Annotated in this window: 21 protein-coding genes; 8 read left to right on the top strand and 13 right to left on the bottom strand. The window is 50.3% G+C overall.

Going from position 1 to position 22,232, the window contains the following annotated elements; genetic code table 11:
* Nucleotide 1 precedes the first annotated feature (1 nt).
* Nucleotides 2-556, bottom strand: a complete 555-nt coding sequence (locus BN6539_RS14250; protein WP_067539913.1) for a LemA family protein — start codon at nucleotides 554-556, stop codon at nucleotides 2-4.
* Between the two features lie 173 nt (nucleotides 557-729).
* Nucleotides 730-1,974: an SLC13 family permease gene (locus BN6539_RS14245; RefSeq protein ID WP_067539911.1), complete on the bottom strand. Its 1,245-nt coding sequence runs from the start codon at nucleotides 1,972-1,974 to the stop codon at nucleotides 730-732.
* A gap of 65 nt (nucleotides 1,975-2,039) precedes the next feature.
* On the opposite strand from BN6539_RS14245, the gene BN6539_RS14240 reads away from it, so the two are divergent.
* The 3 genes from BN6539_RS14240 (at nucleotide 2,040) to BN6539_RS14230 (ending at nucleotide 4,977) form a co-directional block, all read left to right on the top strand.
* Nucleotides 2,040-2,867 (top strand): MBL fold metallo-hydrolase, encoded by an 828-nt coding sequence (locus tag BN6539_RS14240; protein WP_067539908.1) that lies wholly within the window; start codon nucleotides 2,040-2,042, stop codon nucleotides 2,865-2,867.
* 129 nt (nucleotides 2,868-2,996) lie between these two features.
* A complete protein-coding gene (locus BN6539_RS14235; RefSeq protein ID WP_067539905.1) occupies nucleotides 2,997-4,010 on the top strand; it encodes a LacI family DNA-binding transcriptional regulator in 1,014 nt (337 codons plus the stop codon).
* 151 nt (nucleotides 4,011-4,161) lie between these two features.
* Nucleotides 4,162-4,977, top strand: coding sequence for an Rpn family recombination-promoting nuclease/putative transposase (locus BN6539_RS14230; protein ID WP_067539902.1), 816 nt, complete (start codon nucleotides 4,162-4,164; stop codon nucleotides 4,975-4,977).
* A gap of 67 nt (nucleotides 4,978-5,044) precedes the next feature.
* Here BN6539_RS14230 and BN6539_RS14225 read toward each other — a convergent pair whose 3' ends face one another.
* The 10 genes from BN6539_RS14225 to BN6539_RS14180 form a co-directional block, all read right to left on the bottom strand.
* Nucleotides 5,045-6,490 (bottom strand): SLC13 family permease, encoded by a 1,446-nt coding sequence (locus BN6539_RS14225; protein ID WP_067539898.1) that lies wholly within the window; start codon nucleotides 6,488-6,490, stop codon nucleotides 5,045-5,047.
* Nucleotides 6,491-6,559: 69 nt separating this feature from the next.
* Entirely contained in the window at nucleotides 6,560-7,465 is a 906-nt protein-coding gene (locus tag BN6539_RS14220; RefSeq protein WP_067539895.1) for a hydroxymethylglutaryl-CoA lyase, read from the bottom strand.
* The gene (locus BN6539_RS14215; protein ID WP_067539892.1) at nucleotides 7,465-8,667 is read right to left on the bottom strand and encodes a CaiB/BaiF CoA transferase family protein; all 1,203 of its coding nucleotides are present in this window, start codon (nucleotides 8,665-8,667) and stop codon (nucleotides 7,465-7,467) included. Before BN6539_RS14215 ends, BN6539_RS14220 begins: the two co-directional genes overlap by 1 nt.
* A 33-nt stretch (nucleotides 8,668-8,700) precedes the next feature.
* Nucleotides 8,701-10,221: a sodium:solute symporter family transporter gene (locus tag BN6539_RS14210; protein WP_067539890.1), complete on the bottom strand. Its 1,521-nt coding sequence runs from the start codon at nucleotides 10,219-10,221 to the stop codon at nucleotides 8,701-8,703.
* On the bottom strand, nucleotides 10,221-10,532 hold the full coding sequence (locus BN6539_RS14205; RefSeq protein ID WP_067539888.1) for a YhdT family protein: 312 nt from the start codon (nucleotides 10,530-10,532) through the stop codon (nucleotides 10,221-10,223). Before BN6539_RS14205 ends, BN6539_RS14210 begins: the two co-directional genes overlap by 1 nt.
* Nucleotides 10,533-10,558: 26 nt before the next feature.
* Nucleotides 10,559-11,392: an alpha/beta hydrolase-fold protein gene (locus tag BN6539_RS14200; protein WP_067539886.1), complete on the bottom strand. Its 834-nt coding sequence runs from the start codon at nucleotides 11,390-11,392 to the stop codon at nucleotides 10,559-10,561.
* Nucleotides 11,380-12,219 (bottom strand): alpha/beta hydrolase, encoded by an 840-nt coding sequence (locus BN6539_RS14195; protein WP_067539878.1) that lies wholly within the window; start codon nucleotides 12,217-12,219, stop codon nucleotides 11,380-11,382. The genes BN6539_RS14200 and BN6539_RS14195 overlap by 13 nt, the downstream gene beginning before the upstream one ends.
* A gap of 176 nt (nucleotides 12,220-12,395) precedes the next feature.
* Complete coding sequence (locus BN6539_RS14190; RefSeq protein WP_067539876.1) at nucleotides 12,396-14,276, bottom strand: sigma 54-interacting transcriptional regulator; 1,881 nt, start codon at nucleotides 14,274-14,276, stop codon at nucleotides 12,396-12,398.
* Nucleotides 14,277-14,278: 2 nt separating this feature from the next.
* A complete protein-coding gene (locus BN6539_RS14185) occupies nucleotides 14,279-14,950 on the bottom strand; it encodes a uracil-DNA glycosylase (protein WP_067539873.1) in 672 nt (223 codons plus the stop codon).
* A gap of 21 nt (nucleotides 14,951-14,971) precedes the next feature.
* The gene (locus BN6539_RS14180; RefSeq protein WP_187375510.1) at nucleotides 14,972-16,330 is read right to left on the bottom strand and encodes an MATE family efflux transporter; all 1,359 of its coding nucleotides are present in this window, start codon (nucleotides 16,328-16,330) and stop codon (nucleotides 14,972-14,974) included.
* Between the two features lie 110 nt (nucleotides 16,331-16,440).
* Between BN6539_RS14180 and BN6539_RS14175 the strand changes: the two genes are divergently transcribed.
* From BN6539_RS14175 to BN6539_RS14155, 5 genes are all read left to right on the top strand, one after another.
* Nucleotides 16,441-17,088 carry a DUF6873 family GME fold protein gene (locus BN6539_RS14175; protein ID WP_067539868.1) on the top strand — a complete coding sequence of 216 codons (648 nt, stop codon included), beginning with the start codon at nucleotides 16,441-16,443 and terminating at the stop codon, nucleotides 17,086-17,088.
* Nucleotides 17,089-17,654: 566 nt separating this feature from the next.
* Nucleotides 17,655-18,698, top strand: coding sequence for an elongator complex protein 3 (locus tag BN6539_RS14170; RefSeq protein ID WP_067539866.1), 1,044 nt, complete (start codon nucleotides 17,655-17,657; stop codon nucleotides 18,696-18,698).
* Nucleotides 18,695-18,970 (top strand): ACT domain-containing protein, encoded by a 276-nt coding sequence (locus tag BN6539_RS14165; protein WP_067539864.1) that lies wholly within the window; start codon nucleotides 18,695-18,697, stop codon nucleotides 18,968-18,970. The genes BN6539_RS14170 and BN6539_RS14165 overlap by 4 nt, the downstream gene beginning before the upstream one ends.
* A gap of 19 nt (nucleotides 18,971-18,989) precedes the next feature.
* Nucleotides 18,990-20,348 (top strand): PFL family protein, encoded by a 1,359-nt coding sequence (locus BN6539_RS14160; RefSeq protein WP_067539862.1) that lies wholly within the window; start codon nucleotides 18,990-18,992, stop codon nucleotides 20,346-20,348.
* An 11-nt stretch (nucleotides 20,349-20,359) separates the two neighbouring features.
* Entirely contained in the window at nucleotides 20,360-21,382 is a 1,023-nt protein-coding gene (locus BN6539_RS14155) for an aldo/keto reductase (protein ID WP_067539860.1), read from the top strand.
* 85 nt (nucleotides 21,383-21,467) lie between these two features.
* On the opposite strand, the gene BN6539_RS14150 is transcribed toward BN6539_RS14155, so the two are convergent.
* Complete coding sequence (locus BN6539_RS14150; protein ID WP_067539859.1) at nucleotides 21,468-21,911, bottom strand: GNAT family N-acetyltransferase; 444 nt, start codon at nucleotides 21,909-21,911, stop codon at nucleotides 21,468-21,470.
* Nucleotides 21,912-22,232: the final 321 nt, after the last annotated feature.

The raw sequence follows: 22,232 nt of genomic DNA, 5'->3' as shown, positions 1-22,232 counted from the left end.
CTTAAAATTCCACCTTCACGTTCTGTCTCTCTGCTTTTGTTTCTACTTCGAACATCGGTTTCTGATCAAAGTGGAAAAGCCCTGCAAGGATATTAGTCGGGAACATTTCGCACTTATTGTTATAAAGCTTGACAACTGCATTGTAGTATTTTCTCGCATTGGCGATGTCCTCTTCTACCTGTCTGAGCTGTCCCTGTAAATCCATGAAATTCTCATTTGCTTTCAGGTCAGGATAGTTTTCGGCCACGGCAAATAAGGATCTGAGGGTACCAGTCAGCATGTTTTCGCCCTGGATCTTGTCCTCCATGGTCGCAGCACCCTCCGCCATATTGCGAGCGGAGATCACCTTGTTCAAAGTCTCTGTCTCATGTTTGGCGTAACCTTTGACCGTCTCTACCAAGTTGGGAATCAGATCATATCTCTTCTTTAAATAAACGTCCATGGTGGAGAAACTCTCTTCCACGTTATTTTTTGCTTTGATAAAGCCGTTGTAGCTGGCAATCACCCAGATCACCAAAATCGCGACCACTGCCGCAATGATAATTCCTGCAATCATTTCTTAACCTCCAAATTTTTGTAGCTTTTATTATACACTATTGTACCCAAAGACTCAAGAAATCTGCAGGGCCTTGCAAAAACTCTCTCGTCACATAGAGGAGAGGGGGTATTCTTTACAATGCAGCTAGGTTCTTTGAGGAATCTGACTGCATCCTGCATAACGCTTTAACACTAGGCAAACAAACTGAGAAACCCGCTGAACCCTAACAAGGTAAAGAAGACAATAGATGCCGCCGTCATCTGCAGATGGCGTTTGAAGATCATCTGCCGGTCTGTGCCTTCCGGGTAAAGGGCTATGGTCATGGAACCCAGAACCGAAAACGGGCAGAATAGGGCGCAGTTGGCCCCGGCGATGACGCCGGACAGCAGCGATGAGGCAGATACCCCCGCAAGACTTTCCGCAATATGGCCGCCCACAGGAATCAAAGTCGGCATCACCACGCCAGAAGAGCTGGTCACCGTGGCTAGAAGGCCGCTGATCAAAGTCATAATGCCTGTAGCGGACTTTGGCGTAATCCATTTGAGCAGGATATCAGAGATCAGCGCGATGCCGCCGCACTGATCTACTACGGAAATCAACATGTACATTCCTGCAACCAGCAGCAGGGTATTCCAGTTCACAGTGGAAACCGCCTTTTTGTCCTCCATGACGCCCAAGAGAATCAACAGGGCCGCACCGGAAAAAGCCGTTACGGAGACATCCAATCCTAAAAAAATGATAGCGCAGATAACGAACAAAATGACAGCCAAAGTTTCTTTCTGATGCAGGTTCATCTGCGGAATGCTTTGCCGCAGGTTTGTTGACGAAACCGTCTTGGCCTTGGCGCCACCGAATAAGAAATACACCAGCAGTACTTCTGCGAACATGGCGGCAGCGTAAGGCAGAAACAATCCCATGTAACCGCTGACTCCTGCCTCTTTTGCCAGCTCCTTTGCAATGATGCCGGAAGTCGCTACCGGAGACAAACCGCCCGAAGCCGCACCGATTTCCACCATGATCCCCATCATGAAACAGCTGAGTCCCGTCTCTTTGCAGACTCCCATTGCAATCATCATAATCATCGGCGCTACCCCTGGTCCTGCCCCGCTGGCTGAAAGCAGGAAGGAGAGAAGGTAGATGACAAATGGCATCAGGAAAGCCCTGCCTTTGGCCAGAGACAAGATCCTCTTCGCCACAATTTCCATGGTTCCATTAGTGCCCGCAATGCCGAAAAGCAGAAGAACCGAAAGCATCATAAAAAAAGTGCTCACTGGCCACCCCAGACGATAGAGATCAGCCAGGTCCATCTGGGGAATAAAAAAGAGAATCAAGACAAAAGACGCCAAAATGGCTGCCAGGCCGCAGTTGACCTTGCGCACAATGCCGACGACGACGGTTATCAGAAACACGATCAATGATAGAACTGCTAAATTCATGATTTTCCTCCGCTAAAATGTGGTATGATAATTTAGAAAGATTTTGTTAATAGGAGATGTTTGATATGACTTACTTTACGCCTTACGAAGCGGCGCCTTCCCTCTTCCATATCTATGAGCCGGGTGACGTACACTGTACTTTGATTGTGGGCCGAGAGCGCGCCCTGCTCTTTGATACGGGCTACGGATTTTGTGACATCAGAGAAGCAGTCAGCGCCCTGACCGATCTGCCCCTGACCATCGTCAACAGTCACGGCCACCTGGATCACGCAGGCGGCAACTTCTGGTTTGATCAGAAAATCTATATCCATCCCTACGAGCGCCAGGTTTACGACCTCTATCAGAAAGAAAAAGAAAGCCTCATGGACCGGATGTGGTCTCTCTATCAGCAGGGGAAGAAACCCCGTCCCTGGCCGGAAGGCTTCGATCTCCAAGATTATTACGCCTATAAGCCCTGCAGCTTTATCGATCTAACTGACGGGCAGATCTTCGATCTAGGCGGGAGAATCGTGGAAGTCTTTTTCTTTCCCGGCCATACCCGGGGCTGCGTCGCACTCTACGACCATCAAAGCGGCCTGCTTCTTTCAGGTGATAACCTGGGTCACAGTATCTGGATCATGTTCGAGCAAAGCGCGCCATTGGCTGAGTATCGCAGCTGCCTCTGTCGCCTCAAGGTCAGCTTCGACATCAAAGGGATTCTCGGTTCCCACTACGGCGGCATCTACCCTGCTTCACTGATCGATACGGTAATCCAGTGCATCGATCAGCGCCATGACGGCAACAGCACCATCTTTACCCATCCACGAAAAGGTTATAAAGCACTGCGCCGTAAAGTGCCCCTTACAGGAGTTCCAGGCATCAAAGATCTCTATCTCGTATATCCATTCGATTAGCTAAAACGTTTTAGTTAATTATATCACTCTCTGAATTTACAGTCAATATTTTAGTTAAATCGTTTTAATTAGTTCTTGACATCTGCTTTTTTTGATGTAAAATACACTTAGAAAGAGAGGATATGACTCATGGCAACAATCAAAGACGTGGCGGCGCTGGCAGGCGTATCTACAGCCACCGTTTCTCTGGTTTTAAATGGCAGAGGACAGGAACTGAAGGTATCTGCCGCGACCCAGCAAAAGGTCCTGGCTGCCGCGAAGACTCTGGCCTACAAACCCAATGCCTCTGCCAGGAAGCTGAGGACTTCTGAGATTGAAAAACCAACCATAGCGTTCTACTGGCCCATGGATCTAAGGATCAACTATCTTGCCGCAATTTTGACCGGCCTTCGAACAGAGATCGAAAAACTGCAGTTTGACTGCGAACTGATCATCTGCACTTATCGCAATGACCAGCTGGCCGAAGAACAGGGTTTGAAGAACGCTTATCGTTACAGCGCCGCTATTATCGGCGCGCCGTCGGAAGCCGATATGGCATACCTGCAAGGCTTAAAAACCAGTCTGCCTATCATCCTCTTCAATCGATATTTGGAGAAATACCACACCGTCTGCTCACAAGACGAAAGCACCTTGCGCAATGCGGTCAATCTTTTAGCAGCAAAAGGCCATGTGCGCGCCTGCCTGTTCCATCCTGATGCGCTCTACACGGTATCAGGCAAACGGCTTTCTATGCTCCTTCAATTCGCAGAAGAGACGGGGCTTTCTATAGAAAGGAATTCCATATTTTCCGTAGAAGACAGCTGCGATGGCGGGGTAATCGCCGCCCGGAGATATCTCAGCCTGGATCATCCTCCTAAAGCGATTTTGTCTATGTCAGACACCATCGCCATCGGCGCGTCTTCTATACTCAGCCGCAAAGGACTCGTGATGCCAGAAGATGTGGAACTGATTGCCTTCGCAATCGGCGATCCCAACCTGTCTCACTTTGCTAATCCTTCCCTCTCTGTCATTGAAATGCCTTCCCACGAAATGGCAGAAAACTGTATCGATATCGCCAGACAGGTCATCCAGACACCAGATTTACCCCTTTGCCATAGACAAATTCCGTCAAAGCTGATTCTCAGAGAAAGCTGCCCAGAATAATACTCGCATACCTACGGTCATTTCCATTGAAGTGGCCTTTTTTGTATTATAATGGAAATTATTGACATCATCTGTTTTATGTGATAAAATTACATTAATTACAAATTATAGCAGATGATGAATTTATACACCGTACAGAAAGGAGCTCTCCATGCATATGCAAAAAAGCACCACTACCATTCAGTATCCCCTTGATAACGACATCATGTTCGCCCTGGTCATGAATGACGCCGAGCTCTGCAGAGGCCTGCTGGAGCGGATTTTCCCCGGCAGAAAGATCCGGAAGCTCAGGATTGCAGACGACCCGGACGTAGAAGTGCAGAATACGATCGTCACCGGCATGATTTCCAAAAGCGTCCGCCTGGACGTCCTCTTTGAAGGCGACGATTCCTGGTACAGTATCGAGATGCAGAACACCAGCGATTCAGCCCTTCCCATGCGGGGCCGTTACTACGCCTCAGCCATGGACATCGACCAGCTGCGGAGAGGGGAGGCATACAGGGAGCTGAAAAAGAACTACGTCATCTTCATCTGCACCTTCGATCACTACGGATTGGGGCAGGCTGTCTACAGCTTCCAGAATTACGATGTCAAAAACCACTTGCCATACGGCGACGAATCCTTTAAACTAATAGTAAATACGACGGCCCCTGCAGAGAATACGCCGCGGGGACTGGTGCCGTTTTTCGACTACGTAAACCGTATGGAGGTGCCTGATGACGACAAGTTCATCCAGGCCCTGCATGCCCAGGTAGAGAAATACAATACTTCGGAATGGAGGCGGAAGCTGATGACATTGGAAGAGAAGATCAAGCTGCAGATTGAGATGGAGCGGGAGCAGATTTTTGCCGAAGGCGAAGCAAAGGCAAAATTGGAAAATGCAAAAAAGATGAAAGAAATGGGATTTGACATAGAAACCATTTCAAGCATTACAGGCCTGCCTATCGAAGAAATCAAAAATCTATAGACCATATGACGAAAAGACCGCCTGCCGGCGGTCTTTTCTATTAGGCATTTATATTGAACGAGTTCGTTTAAAACAATGGCGACAGCGGCGCGGCAACGGCGTACATGATGACCGGGAAGATGACGATGCCCAGCACCTTTACCACAAAACCGCCCTTCATCAGATCTTTCATCTCTATGTAGCCACTGCCGAATACAAGGGCATTTGGCGGCGTGCCCGTCGGCAGCATGAAGGCGAAACTTGCCGAAAGAGATACCGCCATCATCAGAAACATCGGATTCATGCCGATGGTCACTGCCAGGCCCGATATGGCCGGCAGGAACGCTGCCACGACGACGAAGTTGGATACCACCTCTGTGAGGATCGCCACGACGACACAGAGGAAGATGATGATCAGGATTGGCGGCCAGGAAGCCAGGAAACCCAGGCCTTCTGCAATCCAGGCGGCGATACCGGCGTTTTTGAAAATACCGCCCAGGGTCAGAGCGCCGCCCAGGAGGATGAAGGTGCTCCAGGAGGTCTTCTCAAGGGCCGTCTTGGAGTCCATCAGGAACTCTCCCTTTTTCCAATTGACAGGAATCACAAAGGATGCGACCAGCAGCACGATGGCAAAGCCTTCATTGGAGATAAACGGAAGCAATCTCGCGACCTGGTCGTTGAGCGCAAATCCCAGGATCGCCACCAGCAGATAAACGGTGCTGATTTTCTCCCCTTTGCTCATCTTTCCCAAAGCCTTCAGTTCTTCTCTGATCACCTTGGTATCGCCCAGGTCCGTCTGTCCCACCTTGAACATCTTGCAGATTAGCAGTGTCGCCAGGGGCAGCAGCACGATGGTAAAAGGCAGGCCGATGATCAGCCAGTCTGTAAAGCTCATGCTGATGCCAGTCAATTCTTTGATCAGCCCCACCGCCGACAGATTGGTGCCCGAGCCAATCAAGGTAGCCATACCCCCGATGGATGCTGCGTATGCCACAATCAGAATCAGGCCTACAGAAAATCCATCTTTTTTTGTCAGTCCCAGCTGGGATATCAATGCAATTGCGATAGGCAGCAGCATGGCTACCGCCGTGGTATTGGACATGAACATGGAGATGACTGCTGTTGCAAGGCCAAAGCCAAAGACGATCATGGACGGTCTGCCGCCGACCATGTTGATGATGCTCAGGGCGATACGTCTGTGCAGATTCCATTTTTCAATAACAGCGCCCAGGACAAAGACGCCCAGGCACATCATGGTTACAGGTGCAGCGTAAGATCCGTAAGCGTTAACGCCCTCCTCTGTCACTTCCATTCCCGCCAGGTTCAGCACGATGGAGCCTGCAATCGGCAGCAGTGCCGTCACCCAGATGGGCAGCGCCGAGGTCACCCACCAGATGACCATCCAAAGAGTCAGCGCCAGCGCTTTGACGCCGATTGGAGCAAGGCCGGGAATGCCGCTGGGTAAAATACATAAGATAATTGCTGCGATGGGTCCCAGGAAGAGACCGATCTTCTGAGATAATTTGAATTCCATATTTTCCTCCTCAGGGTGCGGGAGTCTCCCCGCTTTCCACTATACTATATTTCCGCTATCAACACGAGCCTATTTTTGCGCGCAGAGCCTGGTCATGCTGCTGACCAGTTCCGCATCGATTTCTCTGCCCATTTCGACAGCAGTCTCGATTACCATCTGCAGGTCATAGCCCGTAGCCACTCCCATCTGCTCAAACATGTTGATCAAATCCTCAGTCCCTATATTCCCCTTTGCGCCTGGAACGAACGGGCAGCCTCCCATCGCTCCCATGGACGCGTCAAATTTTGTAATCCCCTCTTCCAGAGCCACATAGGCGTTGGCAAGACCCATGCCTCTGGTGTCGTGCAAGTGGATGCTCACATGGTCAAAATCCACAAATCCTGCCAGATGTTGCAGCACTTCTCTCGTGTGGCCCGGCGTACTGATGCCGGCAGTATCCGCCAGGCCGATTTCTGTTACGCCAGCAGCAAAGGCTTTGTCGATGATATCCGTCACTCGTTTCATCGGTATCTCATCGCCAAAAGGCGATCCGAATACGCAGGGCAGCGCCAGGGTGATGGCAAGGCCCTCTGCGCTGTCCGCCAGTTTCAAAAAGGTATCCAGCGATTCTTTGATGGTGCGTTTCGAGTTACGCAGGTTGTGCTCCTCACTGACAGAGAGGACAAAGGATATGTCAGTCAGTCCCGCTTTTCTCGCATTGTCTACGCCTTTCTGGTTGAGCGCCAGGCCCGACAAGCGGCAGCCCTTTTCGTCTGCATAGTCCGACACGCCTGCCACCACGTCAAAGGCATCCGCCATCTGCGGCACGGCCTTGGGATTGACAAAAGAAGTAACGTCCATCTTTCTCGCACCGCAGTCGATCATCTTCTTGATATACTTGATCTTCGTCTCTGTGGGAATCAACGTCTTATGGTTCTGCCAGCCGTCCCGTGGGCAGACCTCTATGATTTCCACTTTTTCCGGTAAGGTCAGCATCAGTTGATCACCCCTTCTTCTCTGTACTTCTCTAAGTCCTCCCTGGAGAATCCCAGAGATGCAAAGATACTGAAGTTATCTTCCCCCAGATCCGGCGCCGCTTTTTTATACTGGCACGGGTATTCGTTCATCTTGATCGGGTTGCCGATCACGGTCAAGTCACCTGCTTCCTTATGGGGAACTTTGACCAGCATCTCTCTTGTTTCCGTGATGTTTTTATCAGCACAGACCTGTTCGCAGTTGTAGATCGGGCCTGCTGGAACGCCGACACTGTCGATGATCTCCACGCACTCCATGACCGTCTTGTCGCTGGCCCACTCTTCGATGACTTTTTTCAAAGAGTCGGCGTTTTTCTTTCTCAGCTCAGTGTCCAGATAGAGCGGATTTTCCGCCAGTTCCTTCATACCCATGGCTTCTGTCAGCTTGCGGAAGTGGACATCGGTGCCGCTGGCTAGGACAAAGTAGTCATCCTTGGCTTTGAAGGAGTCGTAAGGCGCTGACGAGATGTACTTGTTTCCCGTCATCTCCGGGGATTTTCCCTCGTACACGTACTGCATCAGCTTGGCTTCCATGCCGCTGACGATGCTGTCCACCAGCGCCACGTCGATTCTCTGTCCGATGCCTGTTTCCTCCCTCTTCAAAAGCGAGGCCAGGATGGCAAAGCCCGCATTGAGCCCGGCAAAGAGGTCGCCGATGGCCATGCCTGCACGGGTCGGCTCCATACCCGGCCAACCCGTGATGGACATGGAACCGCCCATGGCCTGGGCGATCAGATCATAACCCGGTTTCTTCGCATTGGCACCGTACTGCCCATATCCAGAGATGGATGCGTAAATCAGCTTCGGGTTCAGCTCGTGGCAGACCTCCCAGCTGAAGCCCAGCTTCTCCATGACGCCGGGACGATTATTTTCAAGGAGAACGTCAGCGGATTTTACCAGATCGGCAAAGAGCTTCTTGCCGTCGTCGGTTTTCAAATCCACCGCTACCCCCCTCTTGTTTCTGTTCAGGTTCTGGAAATACATGCTTCTGCCCGTCGTCTTCTCAAGAGGCCTGGCGCCGCGGACGAAGTTGCCGCCGCTGCGCAGATTCTCCACTTTGATCACGTCAGCGCCCATATCGGCAAAATACATGCCGCAATAGGGTCCCGCCAGAAAATCCGTAAAATCCAAGACTCGGATTCCTTCTAATAATTGTTCAGTCATTTTAAATTTCCTCTTTTCAATATCATAATGTATTTATGCTTCTATTTTTGCCGATGACGGCTTGCAGCAGGTTCTGCCGACACCAAACCACACGTCGAGGACTTCACTGCCCGGCGCCGGTGTAAGCAGGCTGCCAAAAATCATCGCCGCGCAGGAGAATACCAAAGATGGGATCAGCGGCAGCATACCAAAACTCAACGCCGGTACTACCGTTGAAAGCAAATAGTATCCGATTCCCACAACCATGGAGGCGATACAGCCAAATTTGTTCGCCCGTTTCCACCATACGCCGAAGAGCACCGGCATGAAGAAGGCACATGCGCCGCCCGCAATGGTGAAGTTGTTGATGACCCCGATCAATGCCGGCGGTTTAATGGCAAAGGCCACGGTAATCACCATGATTACCACCACTGCTGCCGTATTGACCTTCTTCAACTGGGCATCGGATGCCCTTCCCTTTTTGATCAATCCGCCATAGATGTCCATGACGACGCAGGAGTTTACGTTGAGCAGCTGAAAGGCGATGGTAGATTGAATCGCCGCAGCGACACCGGAAGAAACGATGCCTGCAAACACTGGCGGAAGCACTTTCAGCGCTGCATAGGGAATGATCGTATCGGAGACCACATCAGGAAATACTGTTTTTCCAATGGTGCCCAGGGTCGGCATCACAATGCACCATAAGCCGACAAAGGCAAGGGTGATGGCCGTTGAATTGTGCAGGGATTTGCTGTTTCCGATTTTGACGGCCTGAGAGACGTTGTCTTTGCCGATGTTTCCAGATACGCCCACTTGAAACAGATAGCAGGCCAAGAGCACAAAGCCAAAGGTGGACCCTGGGCTTAAGATTCCCGGCTCGTCTGCGGCTAAATTGCGGAAGGCATTTTCCAGATTGCCAAAGCTGCCGTTGACGTAGGATACGATGCCGATGGCAAGCACAACGGTCGTCACCGTCATGACAAAACCCTGGAAGACCGATACTGCCGCTGCCCCGCGGCTGCCGCCGAAGATGGTATAAGCCAAAAGAATCAGTCCAAAGATCACCAGTCCGAGAGCATAGGGCAGCCCGGTCATGGTTTCCATCAGACGAGCCCCGGAGGTCATCTGTTGGTACAGGAACAGCCCCGTGAAAATCACGATGGATAACGGCGTATACCATGCGATGAATTTGTTATTGTCATAGCGGTGCTGCAGCACAGCGCCTAAGGACACCGCATGAATTCGATTACAGACGATTTTCAGTTTCTTGTTGATAATGCTGGCTGCAATCAGTCCGCTGAAAGCGAAGGTAGCCATACAGATCGGCCACATCAGCCCCCAGGCATGAGAGAGGCCGGGATTTGATAAGAAGGTTCCTCCACTGGCAAAGCTGGCTGCGATCATAAAGCCGGCTGCCAGAAACCCCATGTTTCCTCCCCCGGCAAAGTAACTTTTGCCAAAGCCATCCCCTTTGACCTTTTTTCTGGAAGCGACATTGCCCAGTACCACACAGACTAGTGCGTAGACGATAAAGGTGACGATTGCAAAAATACGCGTTGTATTGCTGATATCCATTATCTTCTGACTCCTTTCTCATAATCAAATTCCGGATCTTCTGCATCCAGAGAAACATTTTGGAAGACCCTCATGACCAGGTAGATGCCCACGAGAATGCCGACAATCATAATGCCGATACAAACCGTAAACCAAAGGGGAAATCCAAAGAGATAGGTATAGTCCGCCGGATTTCCTCTGCCCAGGAAGATTGCAGACAGCATCACGCCGATAAACATAGCCAGCCAGTAGACCAATACCATGACCGCTTCCTTTCCCATCGCCTGAAAACGACTGTCGGGGACGAATTCTATTTGTTGTTTCTTTTTCATTTTGTTCTGCTCCTTTTCAATAAAATCTACAGCCAGTCTGCTGCTTCGCGTAAAGCGCTTTCGATGTAGTGCCAATCCCTTGAATCCTCTTTTTCTCTAGCTTCATAACATGGATAGACGCCCTGCATTTTTTCGCGGAAGCTTTCATTCATCGCCGCCCGCTCTTCGGACGACTGCCAAATCTGCAGGACTTTCGGTCCCTTCGCAGTACCCGAAAGTCTTGCGAAGCTGCCGGCCAGGTCGTTTTCTCCCATTGCCTGCAAACCGCCAAATATGGCGGAAAACTGTTCCCCTCTTCCCAGGTCATGGTCCATCAGCCACTGCAGATCGGTAATGCCGGAGATAGAGACGGCGGCAGAAAATAGCGCTGGATTGGCTGCTGCACACTTCAGGGCTCCAAATCCGCCCATGCCGATGCCTCCGATAAAGGTCTTTTCTCTTTCTTTTGATACTGGAAAGGTGTTGCGGACAAAATTCACCGTGTCCAGAAGAAAGGACCCATATCGCATTTCGCTGAACTGCCCTTCGATGTTGGAGGCTGCCGTTTTCTCCGGCGACCCTTCATTGACGTCCCTTTCTGCATAGTCAGTATAAAAGCTGAGCAGTCCCTGGGGCAGAACGATCAAAAGTCCCGTTTCATCGGCAAGGCGGGAAATCGCCGCTATCTGATAAAGCTCCGCCGGTGAAGAAGCTTCATCGTGAAGCAGAAACAAAACCGGGTACTCGTTCTCAAAGCTGCCTAATCTCAGCTCGGGAGACTTAGCTGATCTCACATGTTTTTTCTGCGGCACTGCAAGCAATACGTCCATACGGTCTTTTACCGCATCTGACACCATGTTGGTACGAATCAACGCTGCCATGATTCTTCATCTCCTTTCTTCTGATCTGCCAGGAACCAGTCCAGAAACAGGTTCACCCCTTCATTGTGGATGCCCCAGCCGTGGGGTCCCGGAATTACCTTATATGTATAGTCGAGATTTTTTAACGATTTCAAATGGGCATGCATATTCTCATTGGGTACGGCCAGGTAATCCTCTTCTCCCCAGCTCTGAAACAGCCTCGGAATTTCTTTTCTGCCCTCTGACGCTTCTCGATCCAGCTCTGCCGCCACATGGAACAGGTCATAGGATTTCCCGCTGATATCCAGATTGTCGCCAAACTGCCGCTGATGCTTGATCGTCATGAAAGGGCGGGCCTCGATCGCCCACTTCATATCCAGCATGCCGCTCTGGGCGCCGACATGACCATAGACATCCGGACTGTTCAGCCCGCAATAATAGGCTCCATACCCGCCTACGGAGCAGCCGTAGATCGCCGTATCCTCTCTTTTATCCGAAAGGGGAAACAGCGTCCTGGTCTGCTCGATGAGTTCCCGGGTCATAAATGTAAAATACTGATGCGCATACCGATATTCCTTCTGATAATCCACGTAATAGCTGAAGGTGGGTGTCACACAGAATATGGCGATGTCTGCAAAATCGAAACCTTCGAAGTAAGAGGCTAAGTTCATTTCTGTGAGGACTGCTTCGCTGTGGCTCAATGCGCCCGGCAGCAGATAGATGGTTTTCAGTTTACGGCCAGGCTGCAGTCGTCCATTGGACAGATTGGCCGGCAGCAAACCGGTAATCTGTGTCGGACGTCCCAATGCCTCTGAATACCATTCTCCTTGCACAATTGTTGCTGGCATAATTTTTCTCCTTTTTCCTTTACCGGCACCTGAAAAGAAAACATTCTGTGCCAGATTTACGTTATATAATTGCAATTCCCGTGCCATGATTAAAGACCTTGCAATTTCATCGTTTTTTACCGCAAAATAAAAAGAGAAGTCGATCGTACGTCAACTTCTCTTTACATTGGTTTACATCATTCTTCTCTATGGAGTTTTTTATACAGTGCCTGCCTGCTGATGCCCAGCGCTTTTGCCACATCGTTTTTGGAAGTGCCTTTGGCCAGCAGAGACTCGATGACCATGGTTTCCACCACCTTGTTCAACTGGCCCAGGTCGATTTTCAGTTCCTCATCCACAAGACCTTCGTCAGCCTGCCCATTCTGAATGATTTCGCCGCAGGAATTATCGCCGTCAAAGGCGTGATAACGCAGAGCGGCGCTTTTGATCTCCCGCACGTTGCCCAGCCAGTGGTGAGCCAGCAGTTCCTCTTCAAAAGAAGGGGAAAGCAGAATCTCCTCTGCCCGACATCCTCGCAGCTCCGCCAGATAGTATTTGAACAGAGGCACGATATCCCCCTTGCGCTCTTTCACCTGCGGAATATTCAGCTGAAAGGTATTGAGCCGGAAAAAGAGATCCTTGCGGAACTGGTTTTCCCGGATGCTTCTGGTCAGATTTCCGTTGCTGGCGGCAATGATGCGCACGTCCAGCGGGATGACGTAATCAGAACCTACCCGCATGACCTCCTGCTGTTCGATGACCCTGAGGATCTTCGCCTGCAGCCCCATGGGCATGCTGTTGATCTCGTCCAGGAAAATCGTCCCCTGGTGCGCCAGCTCAAAAAGCCCCGCCTTACCTTCACTTCTGGCGCCGGTAAATGCGCCTGCAACATAGCCGAAGAGTTCGCTTTCCAGGAGAGATTCGCTGAGGGCCGCGCAGTTGACCGCGACAAAAGGCCCCTCTCTCCGCCTGCTGGCGTTGTGGATGCTCTGGGCGAAGAGTTCTTTTCCCGTGCCATTGTCTCCGTAAATTAGCACGGAGCCTTCAAAGTCCGCTATAGTGCGGGCTCTTTTGATCAAAGCCTTCATGGCAGCATCTTCGGTTTTGATATCGTCAAAGTGGTAGGACGCCACCAGGCCCTTCTGCGCCAGCTTCATACGAATGGTGTGTTCCAGTTCCTGTATCTTGGTCACATCCTGTACCGTGGTCAGATATCGTTTTTCTGACTTGTAGAATTGGAAAGGATGAATGGTAAAGCTGAGCATGGCGCGGTCTAATTTCCGCACGAAGGAACGGGGCGCAGTCTCGCAGACGCCAGGCATTCTTTTTGCCGGCATATTGGGGATCACCTTACGCACGTCAGCAGCAAGAAGATTTTCCGCACTTTGGGCGAGCAGTTCCTCTGCTTTGCTGTTGACCTCGCGAATGCGATACTCCCGGTCAAAAATAATTAGCCCCTCGTCCACATTGTTGAGTATCGATTCCAGCACATTGACCCTCTTGGCGCTTTCGGCAAGCTGGGTAAGGAATTCTTTTGCCACCCTCACCGTCTCCCTGATAGTGGTATCACGATTCATCAGTTCTACCATAGTCAAGTCTTCCCGGTCACAAAGCATCGACGCCACACCGCTGGACAATACGACAACCCCCTGTTCTGGTATGGACTCCAATTGCCGCTTTAGAGATTCCAGGTCTGTATAACGTCTGACTTCCAAAGGAAAATCAAAGAGAGAAACAGCGCCTTCAAACTTCTTTGCCACATGTTCCCGCAGCACTACGTATATTTTTCCCCAGTAAGTTTCCCTGACAGAGGTCAGCATGTAGAGAATATCGGAGGTACGGATTTTTTCTTCCATCACATGGACAGAATCGGATACCGCGGCCAAGTCAGTATAGATGCCCCCTCTGGCGATGATAACGCCGTAGCCGTCTGCTGCCAGCCTGCGGTATTCTGCAGCGGAACGATAAACATCCACCGTCTGCACCACAACGACGCCCCTTTTTACATCGTCAGCCAAAATCTCTTCTACGGCGGGAATCATCGTCTCTGACGGCACGATATAGGCGATCTTCTCCATAGTTACTCCTTCAAGTCCCAGTCGATCGGTCCTTCTCCTTTTTCTGTCAGAAATGTATTGGCCTTAGAGAAATACTGTCCGCCGAAAAATCCGTTATAGGCAGAGAAAGGGCTCGGATGGGCGCCTTCGAGAATCAAATGCTGCTTCCCGGTGATTAATTGTGCCTTGGACTTGGCATTGGCACCCCAAAGAATGAAGACGATGGGTTTTTCTCTTTCGTTGAGCAGCTCGATGACCCGGTCGGTAAAGATCTCCCAGCCCTTTCCCTTGTGGGAGTTGGCCTGGTGTTCCCTCACCGTCAGACAGGTATTGAGGAGCAAAACACCCTGCTCCGCCCATTTGACCAGACAGCCGTGATCCGGCGGGTCGATACCCAGATCGTCCTTCATTTCTTTGAAGATATTCACCAGTGACGGCGGCTGTTTCACACCTTTTTGCACAGAAAAAGACATGCCGTGTGCCTGACCGGGACCGTGATAGGGGTCCTGGCCTAAGATGACGGCTTTTACATCCTCATAGGAAGTATACCGCAGGGCATTGAACATATCGTGCATGCCAGGGTAAATGGTCCGCGTCTTATATTCCTCGATCAAAAACTGCCGCAATTTCAAATAATATTCTTTTTCAAATTCTCCAGCTAATACTTCATCCCATTTGTTTCCGATGTTTACCACTTCTTTTCTTCCTTCCTTTCTTTATGATTCCTTTTGCTCTGCGGCTTCCGGATCTTCCAGCCACTTGCCTTTTTTGATGTAGATCAGCATCATGATCGCGCCGATAACCCAGGTGATCGGATAACCCAGCAAAAGCAGATATAACTTGTGTGCGAACTGGAAAGACCCCCAGATCCAGAGGATACGAACCGCGCAGAGAGAGCAGATGGACATGATCATGGCCTGCAAGGTTTTTCCCACACCTCTGATGGTACCCGTCGCAATATGGAAAATGGCGATGATCCAGTAGAACGGATACATATATTTCATCATGTAGATGCCGTAATCGATGACTGCCTGCTCGCCTGTAAAGATCCTGATAATATAGGGAGCAAAGATCAGCATCAAAGCGCCTGCCACGACAGCATAGACGGCGCCCATGCCGATGGAAACCTTCATCCCCTTGTGCACCCGGTCGAACTCCCGCGCGCCGTAGTTTTGGCCGGCAAAGGTGGTAGCCGCCATGCTCATGCTCAGAATCGGCAGCAGAATGAAACCGTCAATTTTGTTGAATGCCGCATAGGAGGCCATTACGGTAGCGCCGAAGCTGTTGACCCCGGACTGAACCACCACGTTGGACAGGGAGATGACGATATTCTGTACCCCTGTTGGCAGACCGATTTTGACGATCTTTCCTAAAAGGTTGTCATAAAAGCGAACGTCCCGCAGCCTGATTCTGTAGGACTCTTTGCTGCGCCGCATAAAACGCAGGATGAAGATACAGGAGATCAGCTGGCTGATATCGGTAGCGATGGCTGCGCCGACGACACCCATTTTAAATACTGCTACAAACAGGATATCTAAGAAAATGTTCGAGACTGCGGCGATGATCAGATAGATCAACGATCTGCGCGAATTTCCCACGGCGTTGAGAATGCCCGCCGACATGTTGTAGATGACAGAGAAGATGATGCCGGCAAAGAATACCCGCAGGTAATCCGATGCCTGATCAAAAACCTCCTCCGGTGTCCCCATAATGTCTAAAATCAGAGGCGCCGTCAAAACGCCTATTATCGATAGGATAGCGCCGGCGGCGATGGAAATGGCGATGGTCGTATGTACTGCTTTGCGCACGCCCTCGTCGTCTCGAGCGCCGTAGTACTGGCTGGTGACAACGCCAGCACCGGCCGAAGCCCCGATGCAGAAGCCGACCAAAAGCTGGATGATGGCGCCGCTGGCTCCTACTGCGGCGAGAGCGCTGCTGCCGACCACATTGCCGACAATAATGGAATCGACAATATTATATAACTGTTGAAATAGGTTGCCTAAAATTAAAGGAATCGAAAAAAGAAGTATCTCCTTCCAAATCGTCCCTGATGTCATTAATGTGTTGTTCTTCATAATTCACTCCTTCTACTAACAATAGTATAAACACATACCAAAGGCGGAAGTCAAGAGGGAATCTGCAATAACTTCTTTTTTTCACCGGCTATTCGTGTTAGAATATTGCTATGAACAAGATATACATTTCAAAAGATGCAAACAAGATACTGACAGACTATTTAGAAGGCCTGGGCTGCCACCTGTCTTTTATTGCCTCCAGCGACATCGTCGATCCGGCAATTTCCAATCACCCTGATATTTTTTTGTGCAAAATGGGAGCCGGGGACGGCGCACCGATTTTCTTTGCAGAAAAAGAAGACCTGGGCAGAGATTACCCTTCTGATGTAGCCTTCAATGCGGCCTGCACCGGCAGATACTTCATCCATAACCTGTCCTATACCAACGAAAAGCTGCTCCTTGCCGCCAAGGAGATGGGTATGACTTTGATCGACGTGGGCCAGGGTTATACCAAGTGCAGTATCGTCGTAGTCGCAGAAGATGCCATCATCACCTATGATGAGGGCATCATTCGCGCGTGCAGCAAATACCCGGAACTGGAAGTTCTGCAGGTTTCCCCCGGTTTTGTCCGCCTGGACGGCTATGACACCGGATTCATCGGCGGCTGCAGCGGCAGAGTGGGAAACGAGGTGCTCTTTAACGGCGACCTCTTTGCCCATCCCGATTTTCAGCGCATCGTCACCTTTATCGAAAAGCGGGGCTTAACTTGCAGATGGTTCCCAGATTATAAACTGACTGATATCGGGTCGATTTTGTAGGCCGCCGTGTTACAATACGGTTATGCTTTTTGAAGCCTTTTACGGGTCTTCGCGTAACTGTTGACTTCTTTTTACTGTTTAGCAGGGGGGTATATGCTTTGTAAGGCTGCAAAAAAACATACCTGCGGCGTAATACAGGCCCCATAAGCGCCCTTTTCTGCATATTCATACGAGAATCGGGCCACGAATAGCGAAGTTTTGCCGATTTCTGGCACTTAACATGCAAACAGTTACGCCAAATAAATCAAGTACCTGCAAAAAGCCTAACTGTATTGTACGAAACGGCTGATATATACCCCCATACCCTATATTCGAGAGAGACAAAGAACAAACCCATATCGACGAAAGGAGGCGCCGTAAAAATTACAAAATCTGAGATTTTGGATTTTCTGGCGTTTGACCTACCAGCGGTTTTGTACCAAAACCGGGTTAGGGCATAAAAACAGTTTCACGCAGGATTTCGCCTTTAGTGCACAGGTTTGCGCTGAATGGAGGAACGGAACGTACCTGAAGTACGTGAGTACCGCAGTGAAGCTGCAAACCGAAGCAATGGAGGCGAAAGACAAGTGAAAAAACATGCAATCATACCCATCTTCATCCCCCACAAAGGCTGCCCTAACGACTGCATCTTCTGCAACCAGAAGAAAATCACGGCCAGGCAGAAGGCGGTCACAGGCGAAGATGTGGAAAACACCATAGAAACCTGGTTATCCACCTTAGAGAACCGAAATCTGGACACCATAGAAATCGCCTTTTTCGGCGGCAGCTTTACGGGGATCCCCATAGAAGAGCAGTCTGCTTATCTGGCTATCGCAGGGAAATACAAGGATGCGGGCAGAGTCGACAAGATCCATATGTCCACCAGGCCAGACTACATCGACGAAAAAATCCTCGATAACCTGAAACAGTATGGCGCCGATACGATCGAACTGGGCGTGCAGTCCTTCGATGACAAGGTGCTCGCACTTTCCAATCGAGGTCACGACAGCAAAGTAGTCTACCAGGCCTGTGATCTGATCAAAGACTACGGATTTGAGCTGGGCATTCAGCTGATGATCGGTCTGCCCGGGGACACCCTGGAAACCTGCCTCTACTCGGCAAGAGAAACCGTCAAAATCGCCCCTGCGATAGCCCGTCTCTATCCCACCATCGTCATCAACGATACGGAGCTTCACAATCAGTATCTGCGCGGCGAATACGAACCGCTCTCTCAAGACGAAGCAATTCTGCGAACCAAGGAGATGTACAAGCTCCTCGATGCTGCCAGTATCAACATCATCCGCGTGGGCCTCAAGAGCACCGATATCATCAGCGAAAACGGTGAGATCAGTGGCGGTACCTACCACCCCGCCTTTCGGCAGCTGGTGGAGGGCGAAATCGCCAGAGAGCGCATCGAAGAGAAGCTGGCCGGGACGGATTTTGATCGAAACAGCCGCACAAAAGTCACTTTTTATGCTAATTCGAAAAGTTTTTCTAATATGGTTGGAAATTCCGGCAGAAACAAGAAATTTTTTCTTGAAAAGTACCCCTGTCTTAACATATTATATAAGGTAAATGACTCACTCAATGATCATCAATTTCAAGTTGTAATAAAAGGAGAAAAGAAATGAAAGAAACATCAAAAGCTGTGGTAACAGTGATCGGAAAAGATATGGTTGGGATCCTGGCAAAGGTTTCCACTGCCTGCGCAGAAGCAAACACCAACGTCATCGAAGTGACCCAGTCCGTTCTGGACAGTTTTTTCTGTATGGTCATGATCATCGACATTACAGAATCGGACAAGCAGATCGACCAGCTCCAAAAATCCATCGAAGAAAAAGTACCTGCCATGCAGGTTCACGTCATGCATGAGAATATCTTTAATTCCATGCATAGAATATAGGAAGCGGAGGATCGTCACAATGTTAAATATGAGCGACATCATGGAAACCATCACCATGATACAAGAAGAAAACTTAGACATCAGAACCATCACCATGGGAATCTCTCTGATCGACTGTGCAGACAGCGACATCGACAAATCCTGTGAAAAGGTTTACAACAAAATATACAGCCATGCCAAGGATCTGGTAAAAACCGGAGAATCCATCGAAAAGAAATACGGCATTCCCATCGTAAATAAGCGAATCGCGGTCACGCCGATTTCCATGCTGGCGGGCGTATCCGGCGGAGATCCGGTCAAATACGCCAAAACCCTGGACAGAGTTGCCCACGATGTAGGCGTCAACTTCATCGGCGGTTATTCCGCTCTGGTGCAGAAAGGGTTCAGCGCCGGTGACAGGGAACTGATCGAATCCATTCCTCGCGCCCTTTCAGAGACGGAACTGGTCTGTTCCTCCGTCAATGTCGGTTCCACCAAAGCCGGCATCAACATGGACGCCGTCAAAATCATGGGCGAAACCGTCAGGCAGGCATCGGAGCTGACCAAAGACAGACAGTGCATCGGCGCTGCCAAATTGGTCGTCTTCTGCAACGCTGTAGAAGATAACCCGTTTATGGCTGGCGCCTTCCACGGCGTAGGTGAAGCAGACTGCGTCATCAGTGTGGGTGTATCCGGCCCCGGCGTCGTCCGATCCGTACTCTCCAAGATGCCTGCTGACGCACCGATCAACGTGGTGGCAGAAGCCATCAAAAAGACTGCTTTCAAGATCACCCGCATCGGCCAGCTGGTCGGTCGTGAAGCTGCCGATATGCTGGATGTGGAATTCGGCATCGTCGACCTGTCCTTGGCGCCGACACCTGCTGTAGGCGACTCCGTCGCACACATTTTGGAAGAGATCGGCCTGGAACAGTGCGGCGCTCACGGAACGACTGCTGCCCTCGCCATGCTCAATGATGCAGTGAAAAAAGGCGGCGTCATGGCATCTTCCAGCGTCGGCGGGCTTTCCGGCGCTTTCATCCCAGTCAGTGAAGACGCGGGCATGATTGCAGCTGCCAGAAATGGAGTTCTTTCCATCGAAAAATTAGAAGCGATGACCGCTGTCTGCTCTGTAGGTCTCGACATGATCGTCATTCCAGGCGATACTGCCAGCGAAGTCATCTCTGCCATTATCGCTGACGAAGCGGCTATCGGCATGGTCAACTCCAAGACGACGGCGGTGCGAGTAATTCCTGCTATTGGACTCAAAGAAGGCGAAGAACTGGACTTTGGCGGACTTTTAGGCTACGGACCGGTCATGCCGCTCAGAAGCCAGTCCCCAGCCAAGATGATCAACCGCGGCGGACGGATTCCGGCTCCGCTGCAGAGTTTAAAAAATTAGAGGTGAAAACTATGACGAAGGTCAGACTTGGAAAAACAGAAATCATAACGAATAAAAACGGCTTTGGCGCTCTGCCGATTCAGAGAATTCCTTATGAGGAAGCAGAGGCTCTGATCTACGAAGCCTATGATAACGGCATGACCTTTTACGATACCGCCCGTTTCTATACGGACAGTGAAGAGAAACTGGGCTGCGCCATTGCCAAACGCGGAATCAGAGACAAGGTTTACATAGCCAGCAAAACCATGTGCAATACTACGGAGGAATTCTGGTCACAGCTTGCCCAGTCTCTTTCTGATCTTCAGACAGATTACCTGGATCTCTATCAGTTCCACAATCCAGCCTTCTGTCCAAAACCGGGCGACGGCACGGGACTCTATGAGGCCATGCTGGAAGCAAAAGCCCAGGGCAAGGTCAGGCACATCGGCATCACCAATCACAGGCTGGCTGTTGCCCACGAGGCCATCGACTCCGGTCTCTACGAAACCCTGCAGTTTCCCTTCTGCTACCTGGCCAGCGAGCAGGATGCCGCTTTGGTAGAAAAGTGCAAACAGGCTGATATGGGTTTTATCGCCATGAAGGCCATGAGCGGCGGACTGATTACGAGAGCTGATGCCGCCTACGCCTTCTGTGCGCAGTACGACCACGTGCTGCCCATCTGGGGCGTACAGAAGATGGAGGAGCTGCAGGAATTCATCGCCTGCGAAAAGAACCCGCCTGCCATGGACGAAGAAATGCAGAACTTTATTCAGAAAGAGCGCGAAGAACTTTCTAGTGAATTCTGCCGTGGCTGCGGCTACTGCATGCCATGTCCTGTCGGTATCAAAATCAACGACTGCGCGCGGATGTCCCTGATGATCCGCCGGGCACCGACTTCTGTCTACATGGACGAAGCTCATCAGGCCGACATGGAATTGATCGACGAATGTCTCCACTGCGGACAATGCAGGGAAAAATGCCCCTATGGCCTGGACACCCCGGCGCTGCTTGCTAAGAATCTGGCAGACTACCGGGAACAGGTGGCATTGCTCTAATAATAGGAAAAAGGAGAGTGGAAAGATAGCCTTGCTATCTTTCCACTCTCCTTTTCTATCAGGGCAGCATAAGTTACCCCGCTCCCTACGATGCATAATCCTGTTTATATAGAACGAGGGGTGTTACGGTCCCCTCATAAAAGTTGGTCGTCTGCCCCATAATTTTTCCACCCATGCTGCAGATAATTTTTACCGTTGCCTCCCTCGCTTCCAGATGGATTTCTTCAATCCCCTGAGAGAAGAGATCGTCCAAGGAAAACTTAGCTAATCGCGTGCCAATATGGAGTCCTCTGTAGTCCGGGTCCATGACAAATCTGCCCCAATGAATCGTGCCCTTCTCTTCCCAGGCTGCAACCGCGCCTACGACAGTCTCCTGCAGTAAGGCGCACCACCACTGCGGATGCATTTCCTCAGCAATCGGTATGATTTCTGCCGGAATTTTCTGCTCTCCCTCAAATATGCTGATCTGCAGCTTCATAATGCTGTCCATGTCCAAGACCGCCGCTTTTCTCAATATGACCTCTTTCATCCATCGCGCCTCCACATTTATATACTGTTGGTACATGGGTATTTTAACACAAAAAACACGTCATTGCTATTTTCTAATCTTAATAAATTACTTTCCCTTCTTGTATTACACATAATATGCTGTTTGCAATTCTCTTGCCGACACTTTGTTTTGCATTTTTATATAACCATTTGTTATTATGTTTTGTATGCGGTTCCCTCAGTCGATTTTCAGATTCAGTTAACAGTCCTATGCGCTTCCGTGCTTTTGCCTTTGTTTAACTTTCAAGATATTAGGAAATTGTAAAAAAGCAATTTCCTTTGAATCAAAAAAGCCCCCCGC

Origin of the sequence: Emergencia timonensis, from assembly GCF_900086585.1 — a bacterium.
GTDB classification, from domain to species: domain Bacteria; phylum Bacillota; class Clostridia; order Peptostreptococcales; family Anaerovoracaceae; genus Senimuribacter; species Senimuribacter timonensis.
This window is presented reverse-complemented; position numbering and strand designations above follow the sequence as displayed.